This window comes from Streptomyces sp. NPDC036815 (assembly GCF_055609205.1).
Map to the genome: position 1 here is coordinate 102,689 of NZ_JBVJPW010000011.1, position 17,785 is coordinate 120,473.

General features: G+C 68.6%; 8 protein-coding genes. 6 read left to right on the forward strand and 2 right to left on the reverse strand.

Annotated features, from left to right (window positions below):
- The first annotated feature begins 214 nt into the window (after positions 1–214).
- From ACZ69I_RS23000 to ACZ69I_RS23020, 5 genes are all read left to right on the forward strand, one after another.
- Complete coding sequence (locus ACZ69I_RS23000) at positions 215–991, forward strand: hypothetical protein (RefSeq protein WP_470834264.1); 777 nt, start codon at positions 215–217, stop codon at positions 989–991.
- A gap of 760 nt (positions 992–1,751) precedes the next feature.
- On the forward strand, positions 1,752–2,351 hold the full coding sequence (locus ACZ69I_RS23005; RefSeq protein WP_470834266.1) for a hypothetical protein: 600 nt from the start codon (positions 1,752–1,754) through the stop codon (positions 2,349–2,351).
- Positions 2,352–2,480: 129 nt separating this feature from the next.
- On the forward strand, positions 2,481–4,670 hold the full coding sequence (locus ACZ69I_RS23010; RefSeq protein ID WP_470834267.1) for a DnaB-like helicase C-terminal domain-containing protein: 2,190 nt from the start codon (positions 2,481–2,483) through the stop codon (positions 4,668–4,670).
- Positions 4,670–5,233, forward strand: a complete 564-nt coding sequence (locus ACZ69I_RS23015) for a hypothetical protein (protein ID WP_470834268.1) — start codon at positions 4,670–4,672, stop codon at positions 5,231–5,233. Before ACZ69I_RS23010 ends, ACZ69I_RS23015 begins: the two co-directional genes overlap by 1 nt.
- Before the next feature lie 838 nt (positions 5,234–6,071).
- Positions 6,072–7,121: an endonuclease domain-containing protein gene (locus ACZ69I_RS23020; protein WP_470834269.1), complete on the forward strand. Its 1,050-nt coding sequence runs from the start codon at positions 6,072–6,074 to the stop codon at positions 7,119–7,121.
- Positions 7,122–7,351: 230 nt separating this feature from the next.
- On the opposite strand, the gene ACZ69I_RS23025 is transcribed toward ACZ69I_RS23020, so the two are convergent.
- A complete protein-coding gene (locus ACZ69I_RS23025; protein WP_470834270.1) occupies positions 7,352–11,860 on the reverse strand; it encodes an AAA family ATPase in 4,509 nt (1,502 codons plus the stop codon).
- Complete coding sequence (locus tag ACZ69I_RS23030) at positions 11,857–12,756, reverse strand: endopeptidase (protein WP_470834272.1); 900 nt, start codon at positions 12,754–12,756, stop codon at positions 11,857–11,859. The genes ACZ69I_RS23025 and ACZ69I_RS23030 overlap by 4 nt, the downstream gene beginning before the upstream one ends.
- Before the next feature lie 206 nt (positions 12,757–12,962).
- On the opposite strand from ACZ69I_RS23030, the gene ACZ69I_RS23035 reads away from it, so the two are divergent.
- Positions 12,963–15,437 carry an NACHT domain-containing protein gene (locus tag ACZ69I_RS23035; RefSeq protein WP_470834274.1) on the forward strand — a complete coding sequence of 825 codons (2,475 nt, stop codon included), beginning with the start codon at positions 12,963–12,965 and terminating at the stop codon, positions 15,435–15,437.
- The last annotated feature ends 2,348 nt before the right edge of the window (positions 15,438–17,785 follow it).

A 17,785-nucleotide genomic window follows, 5' to 3' on the forward strand; every position in this document is an offset into this window, starting at 1 on the left:
GCCGGGCTGCATACTGTTAGACCAACTACGGGAGATCGACGCTGGCCTAGCCCGCAGTTACCTCGCGCCAGTGCAATCGGGTCTCAGGTATTCGCGACGTTCGTGGAGCCAGGGCAACCGAATGGAATTCGCTGACCTGTTGGAACAGGTCTCCCAGCAGGCGGGGATCCTGTGCACGGGTGCAGGCCTTCCCGCTCATAGGAGCCGAGTTGAGGTGCGCGACGGCATTGCCAAAGCGGCCCGGCCTGCCACGGACTGCGTTTCGTCACCTGCGCAGCCCCATTTCGTCGGTGACCGTGGTCAGGCAGCGGTTGGTTTCTGCCCCAAGGCCTACGCGGACCTGCTCACTCAGGCCGAGGCGGTGACCGCGCAGTTGACGGCGAGGGCGGCTGCCTGCGGCAGCTGCGGCACACCTGGTCCCTGGCCACGCGGTTCGAGCGCCCGGGGCTACGTGACGCTGTGCCCACTCTGTGCCCAGGCCGCCTACCAGGTCTACCGTGGGCACCTGGCAAAAGCGCTCTATTCGTCACTGTCTCCGCGCAGCCGGGCCGATACCTACCTGTGCTGCCTGTGCACCGAACCCCGCCGCGCCTACTACTGGGACCACTGCCACGAACGCGGGCATGGCAGGGCCGCGGCCCGCTCTGCGCCAGCTGCAACACTTCTGGAAGGCGGTGCCTGGTCCTACCTGGGGACCCCGGGCGCCGTGGCGCACCTGCTGCGCTGCCTGGACTGCCGGCGCGAGCGCATGCTGCCCGCTCAGCACCACGCCAAAGTGGTCCAAGGCCTGATCACACCAGCACCCCACAAGGGCTGTGACAGGCCGCCTCGCAAGCATTTCGCCCGGCTCGAGCAGGACGGTTCGGTGTCGCTGAAGTTGTCCTGCTATCACGAGCCCGTTACGACCGAGTGGGAGCAGACAGTCGCCGCTGCCGAGGTGCAGCGGCTGGTGCGAATGGTCGTCGACAGCACGCTCACAGAGCAGGACTGAGCCCATCAGCCCCGGCCCCCGCCTGCCAGCCCTTCCGGCAGGAACTCACGGTTGGCGGTGACGTAGTTCGGGCCACTGCCAACATCAGTGCATAGGAACGCCGCGCCGCGGTCCTCCACCCTGAGCACGTTCAGGTCATGCGCTCTGGCCTCGCAAAGCCTTCCGGAAAGCCCCACGACGACATCGTGGGGCCTGCCGACCCTCAGCAGAGGGCGACGGTAGTCGGAACGTCATGGCCGTAGCCCCAACTGGCTGTCGGCGACCCACGGCCTTGATGTGACAGAGCTTGGTCCAAGAGGCAGTACTCCGTGGAGAAGCCTGAACTGAACACGCCCCGATGGGCATGGGATTGCTCCAACCTGACACGACAGGGCAGGACGACGAACAACGGTCAGCCGGCTGCTGCCTGCCGCCCTGGGTGACGCAGCATCCGCAACGATCCGCCGGCCGTTGCCCAGCGCCCGACCGGACACATCCCCGCCGTACCGCCTGTCCGGCCCATCCATCACCGCATGCGAGGCGGCCATCGGACGCCGCAAGAACAGCCTTGATCAAGGTCTCCAGGCAATTTCAGCCAGCGGTACACTCCTTAAGATCACACGGAGATCGTTCCCTCCCTCGCGCCACCTGCTGCTGACATGAGTGGAGCCGTCAGGCACCCCGGTTGAATGGGGCAGCGCGCTACAGCACATATGCGCCACCTGCGCGTACGATCCGCATCCATCACTCGGATGTCCCGATGCACCGATGAAAGGTCGCCATGCCGGAAGTTCAGTTGGAAGCTGCAGGAGTCCAGGGGCAATACGCCACCCAGGTGGCCTCGGACCTCGAGACCAACCGTAAGGAACAGGAGCGCATCGCCACTGAGGTCGCGGCCTTGCAGGAACAACTGCAGCGGCTGGAGCACGACCACTCACTGCTGGTCAGGGTGCAGGAAGCCCTGAGTACGGCAGACACAGCAACGCCCGGCCCGAAGAAGACCACCCGTCAAAAGCCGGCACCCAAGCCGCAGCGCAACACCAGCACGGCGGGTGGAACCCGCACGAAGACGTCCGCAGCCAAATCCACGCCAGTCCCCAAGGTTCCGGGCGCACGCTCCGGGGGTCCGACGCTGGTCGAACTCGTCCGCGACCACCTCGACCAGCACAGCGAACCGCGTTCCGCTGCCGAGATCACCTCCGCGCTCACTAAGGCCTATCCCGAGCGCAGCATCAAGACCACGGTGGTACGCACCACGGTGGAGGGTCTGGTGGCCAAGGGGCGGGCTCAGCGCAGCAAGCAGGGCTCCTCGGTCTTCTACGTCTCAGCCACTCCCGCCGAGCAGACCTCCGCGCCGCAGCCGAGCTCCCCCACCAGCTGAGCCCACCACCGCAGTGCCCTGTGATGTCGGTGCATATCCGCAGGGCGGGCCCGTCATCTGCCCCATGGCGCACCGACTTTTCGGCCGCACGGCCTGCCCCCGCCGCGACACGACCCCTAGAAGGAGGACATGGTGGACGGCGAGACCTCCCCCGCACCGCAGGGCCACCCTGCACGGAAACTGGCGTCTTTGGCGGACCGGGTCAGTGGCGTCCTTGCTCCCGCCTTGCCCGGCCTCGGTTTCGGCCTCACCGAGCTGGATGCCGCCACTGGCGGTCTGCAGCCGGGCCGCCTCACTTTGGTGGCTGCGGCGCCCGGGGCGGGCGGCAGCCTGCTTGCCCTCGCTGCCGCGCGCCGCAGCGCGCTGGGCGAAGGGCGCCGCGTGTTGTACGCGGCCGCGGGCCTGACCGCAGATGATGTGACCCGTTGGATCATCGCGGCCGAGTCGGGAACCGACCACCGCAAGCTGCGGACCGGGGCCCTCACCTCAGCCGAGCGCGAGGCGGCTGAGCAGGCCGGTGCCCGCCTGGTCCAAGCCCCTCTGCTCGTCGACGACGGCGCCGATCTGACCGCCGAGGCGATCGCCGAATCCGCTCCCTACGTCGATGACTTGGCCCTGATCGTCGTGGACCGGCTGCACCACAGCCCCGACCCGCACCTGCCGCTGTCAGGGCCCAGGGTTCCGCCCGCGGTTCGCACGTTGATGCACCTGGCCCGCCAGCTGTCGGTGCCGGTCCTGGCCGTCCTCAACACCGACGAGACACACGTGGTGCGCGCTCTGGACGCCGACGTGACTCTCACCCTGGCGCTCCCCGCAGGCGCGGACACCGCCACGGTGACGGTCACCGAACGCGACCTGGGCCAGACCACTTTCCTCCTCCAGCCCGACCTGAATCACGCACGCTTCACCAACGCACCCCTACCCTCTGCGCTGCCTGCTCCCGCTCCCGCCGAGTCCGCTCTTGCTGTGGCGGAACAGGAACTGGCTGACGCCGCTCTGCCCTTCACCTCCGGAGCCCTCAAGGGCCTTGCCTCCCGCGCCGTGCAGATCCTCTCCGATCACCGCGACGGCGTCCTCAACGCCGATGAGAAGGCCCTGCCCGGTCTGCGTCGCCATACTGCTGCTCTGGCCCGCGAGGCTCCGCTGGACCTTCCCAACCACCCCGCAGCCCAGCGCCTGCGCGCTGCCCTGGACGCGTTTGCTACCGCCCTGCAGCAGCACTCGACGGAACAACAGCCCCCAGCCCAGCACGACGACACTCCCCTCGGCGCCGGGCCGGGCCTGCGCGCACAGAGCTCCGAGGCTGGAACCGCTGTCGGCGATGCCGGCCTGAGCGCTCCCGAGCCCGAAGTCCAAGAGGGTCACGGCGCACCGGACCTCCAGCCCGGTGACGAGGATGACGAGCCGGGAAACGCCCCCTTCCCCGCCCTGCGGACCCTCAAGGAGGCCATCAGCCGGTCAAAGATGCACCCGATCGCAGTCATCAGCAAGGACGAGCGGGACGAGGCGCCTTGGGCTCTGTTCAACGAGGTCATGGACGGCGAGCCCCGCTGGGTCCATCCTGACGTGGACAGCGTGCGCACCCGCGGCGGCAAGCGCCATCAGCTCATTGTGCCCGACCAGTTCGGCCCCGGGCAGCTCTGCACCATCGACCGTAACGGCTCCTACCCCTCCGCCTGCTCAGCTGTCACCTTGGCGCCGAACAAACTCAAGCAGACCGGCCCCCTGGACCAGCGTGCCAAGGACCAGGCAGGCATCTTCCAGATTGATGTACCAGCCTGGAAGCACGGCCACATGCCGCACCCCCTGGGACGTCTGGCCATGCGGCCGGACGCTCAGGGCCGGATCTGGGTGACCACGCCGCACGTGGAGCTCCTGGAGAAGCTGATCAGGCAAGGGCACCTCACCGAGCCGCTGCGCATTTACGACTCCTGGACCGGGCGGGCCAACAACTCACTCCTCAAGCCGTTCTACCAGGCCGCGAAGACGGCCCGTGCCGAACTGATCGGTACGGGAGAGGCGTACATCGAGTACAAGCGGCGCCTGTCAATCGCTCTACGCCTGCTGTGGCCCAAGGGTGAGAGCGTGGCCTCCCCCTTCTGGCGCCCGGACTGGCGCATGAGCATGGTCGCCGAGGCTTCCGTACGCCACTGGATCATGGCCTGGGGCGCCGTCCAGGACGGCCACACACTGATCGCCCTGCGCAACGTCGACGAGGCCGTGTTCTGGACTCCGGACGGCGTCGCACCCGGCAAGTACAAGGTAGGAACCGGGTTCGGCGAGGTCAAAGTCAAAGTCGTGCAAGGAAGTGAGGACTGATGCCCCACGGCGAAGGAAACACCCTGGGCGCAGCCCTCAACAGCCTCCTCGCCGGCTTCGGTGCGCAGCCCGGGAATCGGCTCAAGTCCTACCGGGCCAAGGGCTGGCACGCCCAGCTCGTCCACCTCACCGAAACCCATCGCGGTTACGCAGAACTCGAGCGAGCCGGGCTCGGCGTCACCCACGCCACCCTCATGAAGTGGCTGGCCGACGACGAGTACACCGTGCGCCGCACCTACCGCGAGGCCATCCACCAGGCCTACGAAGCCGCCGCCACCACGCCCGCCGGCCCTATCCCGCAGAACTTCAAGGACCACCAGTTCGAGATCCGGGGCCTCGTGAAGACAGGCGCCGATGAGCGCGAGCGTGGCGCTCGGGGCACCGCACCGCTGCGCATCGACGGCCGTAATGGGCACTGGGTCTCCATCGAGTCGAAGTGGCAGGGCGGAGAACTCGACGACGGTTCCTTCGAGGATGACTTCATCGACTTCGTCATCTGCGACGACATCGGCGAAGGCACCGATGGGTGGGAGTTCTCCGGCACCTGGTACACCATCAGCTGACAGAGCCAGATCATTTTCCTCGCGGTGGGCGCCCGCCAAGGGCAGCGGAACCATACACGTTCGCCGCCACTACCCCGCAACGACCAGCTCGGTGCCCCGACTATGCGGCCGCCACCCGAGCGGTCCGACGCAGGCCCTCGAAGCGCGACGTGTCGTAGACGGCCGAGGGGGTGGCCCTGGCGAGTCCGGGCGTTTCGCAACGGCTCACCCAAGCGTGGCCAGGCCAGGCGCGCGACGAGCCCTGGCTTTACGCGTCAGTGGTGGCCCCGTTCGGGAACGGGTTTTGGCCCCACCTGGGCATCGGAAGGGCGTCAATCACCGGTGAGTTTGGCCCCACATAGTGGTGCCTGTGAGGCTTCCGGAGTGGACCTGACTGGCGTGGCTGGTATGTGGCTGTGCATCGTGCGGTGGCGAATACATCTGCCTTTGCCGACGATCATGAAGACCGTTGGACCTTGGGTCTTCGGGGCCTGGAGGTCACGAGCATCAACGTCGGCTATCAGTTGTCGCCTCTGCTGGGGGCGGCGGATACCTGGGTCTCCTGGAAGGCCCGTGCCGGCTGTCTCAAGGGTCTGCTGCCGGGGGCGGGCTGTAGGAGGTGCTGGATCCAGGGCAGCAGGAACCGGTGCCCTCACCGCGGCTCGGGTCGGCGTCCTGCCCGTAACATCTCTCTCTCCTTAGCAAGGCAGTGTTGCCCCGTCGGCCTGCTCGGTGACTCGTCCGTTGCTCTATCAGCGATCTCAAGGAGCTGTGCCTCATGTGGCTTTCACTCCAGGCAGCACACCAAAGACTTGCCAGCCTCACCCATCACACGATAGTCCCCGCGTATCTGGATCATGTGAACCGCTACACGTTCGCCACTGCCAGCCACGTGCTCATCGGTGATATGGCCGTGCCCGGCTACAAGTACCGGCAGAAATGGCGCTTCCTCGACCGGGACATCCAGAAGTCCGGCAAGCGGCTGGCCGGACTCGGGATCGACCCCGGCGACCTGGTCGACGCCGGGCTGGAGGGCAGCGAGCCACACACCTGGCGCTCTCGCGTCTGGCAGTGGATCTCTCAAGCCACCTATGAGTCCGAGCTTCCTCAGATGCAGGGCCCCGGTGTCCTATCCAAGAATTTCACCGGGCAGCAGCTGCCCGAAACTTTCACACGGCGGACCATCGCGAGCACCCGGCCGTTGCCGCTGATGGTCTGGTCGGGGAAGAAGTGGCTGGTTCCTCGCGCCTATGCTGCTGTGCTGGACCGGGCCGAGGAGGTCGAAGCCAGCCTTGCAGCGCAGGACGACGTGTGCAGCGGCTGCGGAACACCGGCCGGCAGCGAGCAGTGGCGTTCCTCCAGCGCCTCAGGGTTTGTCGTCCTGTGCCCGTCGTGTGCCGCCCAGGCCTCCAGGCCCTACACCGGCCATCTGCGAGGCCGCCAGTACACGAAGGGATTCGCCAAACGCTCTCCCGCCGAGGTTTTCCTGTGCCGGATGTGTCCTGAGCCTCGGCGGGCCCTGTACTGGGACCATTGCCATTCCCACGATCTGTTCCGCGGGCCGTTGTGCGTGAAGTGCAACAACTCCGAGGGCACTCCTGGTTTCATCGACCGTCCCGGAGCGGTCGAGCATCTTCTGCAGTGCACGGATTGCCGCGCTCAGCGGACCCTCCCCTTTCGGCACCACGCCGACATCGTCCGCTGCCTTGCCGTATTCGAACCACACGCGGCATGCACGCACGAGCTGTCCTGGAGGTGGTTCTACGTCGAGGACGACGGATCGGTCGTGGCCCGGTTCCAGTGCTATGAGCATCAGCCGGAGCTTGCATGGTCCGTCACCGTCCCATCGGGCGAAGTGAAGCTTCTGGTACGCCGGTTCGTCGACGAAGCCATCGGCTCCGGGCTGTAGCGGGACGCCGGGCTTGTCGTCCTCGACCGCCACCGGAGACGTCTGAAGGTGGCGCACGTCCAGCAACAGCACCTGACCGGCCCTCTCGGCGTCAAACGCGTCCTGGACCACGGCTGTGGCCGCGGCACCGAGTTGAGGCATGATTCGCGAATCGTGCCTCAGATGTCAACACTGCAGCGGGAGTGCGCTGTCGCGGCGGGTATGCCTACCGGAACGGTGCCTGGAGCAGTTCAGGCATCCTCAAGCGTGGTGCCGCCTCTTGGGGATTGGAGATGCACGGTGACAGCGGCCGTTCCCGTTGGACTGCCGACAATGACGGCAGGGGCGGTGCTGCGGTTGGCGGCGCTGGCGGGGACTATGGCAAGCGAGGTGATCGGCGCGCCGGTGACCAGGCGGAGAATTTCCTGGCCCGTGTGGTGGTCCCACACGCGGATGCTGGTGTCGTCCGAGCAGGCGCTGACGAGCAGGTGGCGGTCGATGTCCGGGTGAGGCAGGGCGGCAAGGGCGGTGACGGGGCCCTGGTGCCCGGTTAGCGGTGGATGGGTTTCTGAGCGCGGGGCGAAGGGGTCCCACAGTCGGATCGCGCCGTCCGATCCGCCGGTGGCCAGGAGGTGCCCGTCGGCCGTGGTCAGGCAGGTGAGGCTGCGCACGGCGCCGATGCGCTGGGGCAGGCCGATGTGCGGGTCGTGGCCGGGGTGCAGCAGGCGCACGGCACGGGTGGTGGCGATGGCCAGCAGCGGTGATCTGGTATCGGGTAGGACGGCGAGCGCCCGAACGGTCGCCTCGGCACGCAGCGTCGGCAATCGGGGGGTGTCGTCGTCGACGCGCAGGTACTCGATGCGGGAGTCGCTGATGGCGGCGGCGAGGAGGGACTGTCCGGTTTCCGGGTGGGGGAAGCGGGCCAGCGCCCGGACCCTGCTGTTGGAGTAGTACGAGGGAAGCAGGACGCGCCGTGCGCCTTCTTCCGTGGTGAGGTCGACGCTTCCATCCGCGTACCCGATGGCGATACGTGCGGTGGTGTCAGGTGTTGGTTCGAGAACGGTCAGCGCGGTGACGTCTTTGTAGGGGCGGTCGTCCGGCGGGATCAGCACGTGTGTTTCCCGGCCGGTCTGTACGGAGCGCACGGCGATCTCGCCGGCGCGGCCACCGCTGATGAGACTGGGTGGCCCGGACGGATGCGGCAGGAGGGCGACCTGGTCTGCCGAGGGATGATCGGTATCGCCGTCGGCAGACGGCGCCTGAAGGTCCCACAGGCGGATGGTGCGGTCGAACGATGCGGAAGCCAGGAGGGGCTGGCCTTGTGAGCCGGTGAAGACCGTCAGGCCGCGGACCATCTTGGTGTGCTCGGCGGGGAGTTGGCGAACTAGTACACCGGTGTCGGTATCGAAGACGTGCAGAGCGCCGTCGACGCTGCTGCCGGTGACCAGGAGGGGATCGCCATAGGGGCCCGGGTGCAGGGCCAGGGACGCCACTGCCTGCCGGATCTGTGCGTGCTGGGCTCGCGTCAGCGGGTTCCAGATGCGCACAGACTTCGTGGAGCGGGACGCAACAATCAGCCGTGGTTCGCCTTCACGTGTGGCGAAGCCGACGACGGCGGAGGCACCCCTGCCCGCACACGGCAGTTCCCCGGCGTCGTCGAACGTCAGGGCATCCACGACGGGGACGTAACTGCCGTCCTGGGCAATGGCGAGCAGTGGACCGGCGCCTGGTACTGGGATGACGGCGAGTGCGTGGACGAGGGGGCCGCGGTACCTCCTGCCGAAGTCCTGTTCCCTCTGCAGGCGGCCGATGCTGTGCAAAGGCCGGCGCGTCTGGATGTGGCCGGTCATGGGATCCATCAGGAGGAGGTCTTCAGTGGTGGCGACGGCAAGGAGCGGCCATCCGTATGCGCCGCGGCGGCCCCGTCGGCGTGCACCATCACTGAAGGTGGCGACGGCACGGATGCGCCCTTCGAGCAGGGGGGCGGCCTCGCCGGTCTGGGGGTCGCACTGCCACAGCCCTCGGTCGGTTCCGACGATGAGGGAGGATTCCCCGGGGCGGCGGCCGTCCTCCAGGACGGCCAGGGCGCGCGCGTGGGGCCCCAGACCTTCCAGGGCGGTGCCAAAGGGGCTGCCGGAGAGCGGGTCCCACAGGGTGAGGTTCCCTCTCTCGTCCGCCGCTGCCAGCACCGCGGAGTCGTCGGCGGTGCGGAAGGCGGCCAGCGCGTAGGGGTTGCCGGGGGTGCCTGCCAGGATGTTGGTGGGCAGATGAAGATGGTTGAATCGCGGGCGCAGTTGTGGGTGCCGCGTCGGTGTGTGCGGCCGCGTGCTGCCGGTGTGCTGGGCAAGGGCCAGGCTGTCGGCCCGGGAGGCGGGGGGTGCGTCGCCGACGAAGGGCTCGATGCGGGCCCACGCAGCCAGGTGCCGGATGCGATCGGTGGCGGTGATGGGCAGGCCAAGGGATCCGCGGACGTTGTCACGGGTCACCCAGGGCAGGAAGCGGGCCGGGATGTGTTCGTCGTCGACTGCATTTCCCAGTGCGGCGTGGGTGATCAGGTGCCGCCGCAGGTAGGGGTGCGGGGGTTGTTCGGGTGCCCTGTGTAGCAGTTGGGCGAAGGCCTGGGTGAGTCGCCGGTGGGCGGGTGTGGTGTCGGCTGTCTCGGCGCCGCCACCGGCGGGGGTCAGGAGTGTGTGGGGTGCGGTGCGCAGTGTCTCGCTGACGCGTTCGTGGATGGGGCGGTAGACGGTTCTGCCGTCTTCGTTGGCGGTTGTCAGGTATCCGGTCAGGCGGCTATCGCGCACCACTTGGCGGATGGCGGCTGCCGCGTCGTCGCAGGTGGGATGGAGGGCGTTCACCGCGGCCGGCCAGATGTCGGCCCAGGGCAAGCCCGCTCCCTGGGCGAAGGCGGTGGCCCGCAGAACGGCCAGGAGTTCTTCGGGAGTTGCGTCGCCGTGCAGGGCCACATCGGCGAGGTCCTGCCGAAGCAGTTCGTGCGTTCCCTGCCTCAGATGGTGGCGCCAGCCCAGGTCGGTGGGATGAGGCAGGATAGTACGAGCGTGCAGTTGTTGGGCGGCGAGCCGGGCGTCCAGGAAAGAGGGGGCCACCTCTTCGGCCACCGCTGTGGCGACTCGGCTGACGCGGTCGTCGTCACGGTCGAGGAGGCGCGAGCCGGTCGGGGGTTCGGCGTGCAGCAATGAGGCGGTGTAGACGGCGATGTCGTCCTGTGCAGTGAGGGCATCGGTACGCAATGTCGGGCCGGCGTCGGTTGCCCGCTGCAGCAGGGCTAGAAGATCGCTGCCGGTCGGACCGGCGGGGTCAGCGCTGAAAGGATGGGCGCCTTCGGCGGTGGAGCTACGGATGCCTAGGAGGAGTCGGACGAGGGGGCTGCCGTCGGCGCGCAGGGCGGCCAGCGGACGCAGGACATCGGTGATGATGCGGCGCGGGTTGCGGGCTTCGTCGATGCCATCGATCACTACAGTGAGAGGTGTGCCGTTGCGCAGCATGGAGGCGCGAACATAGGCGCGCAGTTCCTCAATAGGATCATGACCGGCCGGTGTCGGGTGGCCGGTGAGGGCCTCGTAGAGCGCGGCGGACAGCTCGTGCGGGTCGGTGTTGCGTGCCAGGACTGCTGCGTCGACAGCGCCTTCAGGAACTTGAAGGTGTTCGGGGATGGCGTCGAGGAGGGGACGGTAGGCGTCGTCGGCACGGAATCGGGGATCGCTGAGCGTGACCAGGCGGGCCAGGAGGGCGCTCTTCCCGGAACCGGCGGGCCCGGTCACGATGAGGACGCTGTCGTCACCGCCCAGAAACTCGATCATGCGGGTGACCAGGGCGGCGCGTCCGGTGAAGTACCAGCCTGGGCCACTGCCGGACATCTGGCCGGTGGCCCGGGAGATCCAGTACTCGTCCAGGTCAGCGCGGTTCCAGCCAACCTGGCTGCGGGCGTCCTCAAGGAGAGCGGAGTCGGTGTAACCGGGGTTGGGCAGGCAGGGACTCAGCGCGCGGGCGGCAAGTTGGAGGCTGACGCTGTCGTTTGGGGGCCAGATACGGTGGAAGTCCGCCATGGTGGTGTGGTCCCACACGGCGCCACTGATGGCATGGAAATCTTCCCAGCTCAGGTGGGAGCGCGCGTACCCGTTGGTCTGGTCTTCGCAGTGTGCGCGGACCGCGGCCAGCAGCGAGGTGAAGGCCTGAAGGCGGGGTCTGGCGTCTTCGTTGCCAGCGCTCAGCACGACCAGGGACCCCAACGCCCGGCGGTCCTGGTCCAGGGCTTTGAGGTTGTCCAGGAGTTCGTCGGCCAGACGCCCGGAGAAGCAGGAGTCGACCATCACCAGGACGTGCCCGGCGCGGGAGTCGAGGGCTGTGGTGATGAGCTCGGCCGTGGGGAAGGCGGTGCCCAGCGGCCGGTTCTCGTCCGTGTCGGGCAGGCGCAGGAAGTGCTGGCGTCCGCGAGGGGCGAGACCGTGGCCGGTGATGTAGATGACCAGAGCCTCGTCGTCATCGGTTTCGGCCAGTTCTTCGGCGACCAGGAAGGCCCGCAGGTCGTAGACGCTGAGCAGCGGCTTGGGCGGGAGCGACGGCGTGAACCGGCGCGCGTCTTCCAGGTGGGCGCCCGCCCACCAGCCCTCCACGACGGCTACCTGGGCGCTGATCCCGGCGCGGAAGGCTTGCCGGTCGGCTGGGGTGCCGTCGTCGTAGTCGCTGACGGCAATGGTGACCAGGCTGCGGGCGAAGGTGAGCGGGACGTGTTCTTCGGTCATGACCAGTGATGGGTGGCCACCTGCGCAACCGGGCGGGTACGCAGATACGCCAGGGCAGCGTGGGGATCAATGTTGCCGTTGTCGACTTCGATATCGGTGACGTTGCGGGCGCCCAGGACCAGACCGGCTGCGCCGGTGACCACATCGTCCGGGTCGTAGACGTTGAACCATTTGATGCGCCCGGGCATGGCGAGCAGCTCCGGCTCCGCAATGTTCATGGCGCGCCGCACGGCGGGGATGCCCAGGGGCGAGCCGCAGGTGACGAAGGTGTGCACGGCGGTCCCGGCGGTGCCGGGAGCGGCGATCTTCTTCTGCCGGATGAGGTCGTAGGCGATCACGCTGCCCAGGGAGTGGCCGATGACGACGGTGGCGGTGTCGTCGCTGAACGCCTTGACGACGAGATCCTGCACCTCGGAGGCGAGGGTGGGGTGATTGAGGTAGAACCGGACCTCTCGCAGGCGAGTGATCAGCTTGCTGACGGCGCTGTCGGGGGTACGCCGGTCGTAGACCATGGCGCGGCGGGTGACGCTGCGCGGCCACAGCTTCGGCGGACCGAGGGTGGTCACATCCAGCTCTTCGGCGATGGCCCGCTCTTGTGGGGTCAGGAGATCGTCCAGAGCCTCGACGATGAAGGCTTCCTCGTCGGTGGTGAAGGCGGTGGAGTCGTCCGGGAAGAAGTCCGACGGGCCCAGCCGGTCCGCGCCCCGTGCCAGCAGCGAGGACCAGTGCGGAATCTCCAGCGTGGGCGTCAGCCGCGGGTCGGTGCGCACCGCGTCCGCCCCGTGCAGGGCGGTGACGCCGCGGTTCAGTGCCTTGCCCCAGTCTTTGATCAGCTCGCGCTGCGACGTACGGCCCTGCTTGATGCCGTGCACTCCCACGACATGCTGCTGTTCCACCCGGTCCCCCACCTCCTGTGCACCCGTCGCTGGCCAACCGGCCCACTGCGGCGGCATATTCGAGGAGCCCACTCTACGGTGGGTGGTACGGCCCCTTCATGTCGTCGGGGCACCAGGCTTGTGCTGGGCAGCCTGCTCGGTGCGCTCGTCCGCTCGTTGATCTACACGCCGGTTGCGTTCCCCTGCCATAGCCGATGATGGTGGGTATGCAGCAGGCCCCCTCGACGAGCCCGTCCCAGTACGCCAAGGCGCCGACCAGGCTCCACACGCTGGTGTCGGCGCAGACGGTTCCGCTGCCCGTCCATACGAGCGAGCAGCTCCTGCCGCTGGAGCGTCTGGCCTGGGAGAACTTCGAGCGGCTGTGCCTGAAGCGGGCGGTGGAGCGCGGGACAGTCGAGGACTCCGCCGATCATGCCGGGGGCGACAGTGCCACCGGGCGCATGAGCGCCTACGACGCCCGGGCGCAGGGAAGCCTGTACGGCACTCAGGGCCAGGAGCAGCAGGGCATCGATCTGTATGTCCGTCTGCCTGATGCCTCACTCGGGGACGGCTCCGGTCCCGAGCGGGCGTACCTGAGTCTGCAGTCGCGGCGGGTGAAGTCGCTGACCGCCGGTCGGCTCGAGAAGGCGGTCAAGGACTTCTTGGACGGCGAGTGGGCTGCGGTCAGCCGGGTCTTCGTCTACGCCACCAGTCTGTCGGCCGTCCCGCGGAAGACCGCCGACGAGGTGGTGACGCAGCGTAAACGGCTGGCGCGCGCGGGTATCACCTTCGAGGTGTGGGATGCGGAGTATCTGTCGGCCTGGCTGAAGCAACGCCCGCAAGTCGTCCACGACTTCTTCGGACGCGCGTGGGTGGAGGAACTGTTCGGGCCCGAGCAGGCGACCGCTTTGGCGACCCGGCTCGATGCCGTGCAGGTCGCCGAGCTGCGTGCACAGCTCGGTTCCTTCTACGCCACTTTCTTCGCCCACACCGACTCCGGTGCCATCGCCCTGCAGCACGCTCCCGCCCGGCCGGATTTGCGACAGCGGTTCGTTCTTCCCGACGTGCTCCCGGTGCACCAGCTAGGCCGCTGGCCTGCCCAGCTGTCACCACCCGACGCGGTCTCCCCCGGTATGTCCCCCACGGCCTGGTACCGCAAGGCGCGGGCGTCCGCCTACGGCCATCATCCCGGCGAGCTGGGGAAGGCGTTCACCGTGCCTACCTCCGAGGTCGGGGAGCAGATGGTGGCCGTCAGCACTGCGTCCCTGGCAGTGACCGGGGAGGCCACCGGGATCCGCACCAGCGCGGACGCCTGGCTGGCCGGGTCCCGACGCCATGTGCTGGTCGGGGAACCGGGCTCGGGCAAGAGCAGTCTGCTGCGTTTCGCGCTGTTGGACCTGTTCGCCGACTCACCCGCCCTGCCGCGCTGGACCGGACGGTTCGGCGACCGGCTTCCCCTGTGGGTTCCCTTCCCGTTCTTCACCCGCCGGCTGGCCCGCTACGACGGCGCCGAGGCTTCGCTGGCGGCGACGCTGCGGGCCTGGCTGGAGCAGTACGACGTCGGGCATCTGTGGCCGCTGGTGGAGAAAGCACTGGCTGATGACCGGCTGCTGCTGGTCATCGACGGCCTGGACGAATGGGTGAGCGAGAGTGCTGCGCGCAGGGCTCTCACCGCGCTGGAGACCTTCCTGGACCAGCGCCAGCTGCCCGCGGTGGCCGCCACCCGCCCCTACGGCTTGTCCCGACTGCAGCCGACGGGAGTGTGGCAGTACGCCACGCTGCCCCCGCTCTCGCCGCGCCAGCAGCGGGAGTTGGTCGCTCACTGGCTCGGCACCGCTGCGGTGGAGGGCGGCACGCAGGCCGAGGCGTTCGTGAAGGAACTGTCCAGCGTCCGGGACCTTCGCCAACTGGCCCGGATTCCGCTCTTCCTTCTCCTGCTCACCGGTATGCGCCTGGCCGGGGATGCGCTACCGACCAGGCGGTTCGAGGTGTACGCGGGCGCCGTTGACCATCTGCTGGGTAACACCCCGCCCAGCGTGGGGCGGCGGCCGGCATCACCGCGGAGCCCACCGCACTACACCCGGACGACGTCCGTCAGGTCCTGGCTCACGTTGCGCTGGCACACCAGCGGCGCGGCGACGTCCAGGCCGTGCCCGAACAGACGGTCCGCGCGGACATCATCGACGCGCTTAGCGATCCACGGCACCTCGCCCTGGATGCAGCGGGGGCCGCCGCTCAGGCGCGAGGGTTTGTTGACATCGCCGAGGGGCAGCTCGGCGTGCTGGTCCGCCAAGGCCCGCGCGAGATCGGCTTCCTGCACCGGGTCCTGTTGGAACAGCTGGCAGCCGAACAGGCCGCACAGCAGCTGTCTTTCGACGAACTGCACCGCCTGTTCGCCCAGCATGCCCAGGACTCACGCTGGCATGAGGTGCTGTTGGCCATCCTGTGGCAGCTGCAGCGTACCGAGGAGACCAGCCGGCTGCTCCAGGAGCTCGCCGAGCAGGCCGGCGGGCCGGAACCAGAAGCACTGGCGGTGCGCGAGCTGGTGGCGCAGGCCGTGTTCGGCGGGATCCGGCTGCCTCTCCCCCAGGCCCGGCGTCAAGCCGCCACGATCCTGGAAGCGGTCGACAGCCACCCCCTCGTCGGGCACCGACAGCGGCTGTTGTCGGCGTGTGTGGCCGGGCTGGACCATCCGGCAGTGAGCGGTGAGCTGGTGCCGTGCCTGTCGCGCTGGGTTGTGGCCGGTCAGCCGCTGCCGTGGCAGGTGTTTTACCGGCTCGGGCAGGTGGCCGACGACCGGCAGCTGGCCAAGCCCGTCTGGCCGCTGCTGGTGGTCGCGTTGAGGTCGGAAGACGTGCACGTCGCCTGGGCGGCCGCCCGCGCGCTCGCCGCTCGCTATGGGACGCGGGACGGGCAGGAGCACCTGGTTGAGGCGATGCTGACGGCGCTGCGCCACGCTGCCAGTGCCGATCACGCAGCCGTGATCCTGCACGGTCTGCTGCTGGGCTGGCCCGATGATGACCGGGTCACGGCCGCAGCCGCAGCCGCCCGGCGGCAGCAGGTGCTGGGGCTGCGGCTGACGGCCCTGGCCGCTGTCCTGGACGTACTGCCCGGCCAGGACAGCGCCGGCCATATGGCCGGCGGCCCGCAGCCGCAGGGCGTGACGGCCGAAGAGCGCGCCTGGCTGATCAGCCGGCTCGACACCGAGGATTTCACCGACGACGTGTGGAAGCCTGTGCTCGCCGACGCGATCGCGGCCGCCCTGCGTAGAGCTCCCGGCGAGGCCGAGCAGGTGCGCGACACCTGCCTGTCCATCGTGTCCGGCCAGCGCCCCGAACGGGGCGACCGAGCCGTGGCCTGGAGTGTGCTGCTGCTGGCCTGGGCCCAGGATGCGGCCGTCATCGACTACGTCTGCACCACGCTGGTGAACGACCTGCACCAGATCCGGTTCCTCGGCATCGGGCCGCTAGCCCACGCTTATCCTGGCCATACGGCCGTGGCCGCCGCGGCCGAGGAACTCCTGCAACAAGATCCACGGGCCTTCCTTGACTTCGAGCTCCCGTCCCTCGTCACCCTGGACCAGGGTCCGGTGCTGCGGTCCGTGCTGCTGAAGGAGTTGCACGACAGCGAGGTCCCGCACTGGGCCGCCGATGCCCTGGCCGAGCACTGGGCCCACGACGCCGAGGTGCAGCAGGCACTGTCTGCAGTGCTGAACGGCGAGGTAGGCCGGGCATCACGGGTGGCCAACGCGGCCGTGCGGGTCCTGGGCGCCGAGCAGGCCCGGGAGCGGCTGCTCGCCCTCCTTGCCACACCAGCACCGGTACACGACAGCCGCTTCCGCAAGGAAATCGTCGTCCATGCGCTGCTGGAGAGCTGCCAGAACCAGTCCCTGACCTCGGGGCCGGTGGCCGAGCAGATCGCCCGGGTGTGCCTGGAGGCGGTGCAAGAACCCGCCAACGAATACGAGTTCACTGCTGAAGCCGCGGTCATCGCCGTCCTGCCTGCAACCGCTTCGGCCCGCGACCGTGCGGCCAGCATGCTGCGCAGACCACAGGCCCCTCTTGGATCGCTTCTGGTCGGCTACGGCAGCGAGCCCTCCGCCCTTGAGCCCGTGCTCGACCGGGTGCGAGCCGCCCACCCGGTCCTGCCTACCGCCGCCCGACTGCACCTGTGCACCCTGCTACGCGACCACCCCGGCGACAGCACCCTCATCCGGCAGCTGACCGCTCAGTGGCCAAACGAGCCCCACGACCTCGTCCGATCCGCCGCCTCCGCCGTGTTCCACACCCATCTGTTGCACGACCACGACCGCGGCACGCTTCCCGAACCGGAATGTCAGCAGGCCCAGTCCGTGCTCCGCGACACGGCCGCGGGCCTCGGCTACGACAACTGGGCACGCAGGCGGGCCGCATGGGTGGGCATCCTGCTGACCAACCAACTCGGCCTGCTGGATGACCTCGTCGAACACGACGGCCGCCCCATCCGGCTGCCCTTGGGCGAATTCATCAGCAGCGACCTCGACCTGCTCGTGCTCGGCGAGATCGCCGACCACTGGCCCGCGCTGCACGCCCACTTCGGCAACGCTCTCCTCACACGCCTCACCGGCGACATGCTCTCCCCCGCCACGGACACGGCCTGGGAGTACCTTGCGCTGGTCGCCGACCGCCACCCCCAGCTCGCGCAAGAACTCACAACGGCCGTCGACCAGCAACCCGACCTCCTCACCCACGACACCGTGCTCGCCTGGTACACCCACACCCACCATGGCGAGCCGCACCTACTGGACACCCTGATCGACAACCTCCGGCCGGGCGACAACGGAAGCCGGGACCTCGCACCTCTGCTCCTGGCCGACCCCCTGGTCCTCGGCCTCGACCCGGCAACCGTGCAACGCGCACTGCACACCGAACTGGGCCCACGACGCAGCGGTTACCCGCTCCCCACCTCCGGCGCGTTCCTCGCCCTGGTCGCCGGGTTCCCCGACGACGCAGCCGTCACCGACGCCTGGGAGGCCCTCCAGCGCGAGCGCGACCTGCACGGACACGTCGAG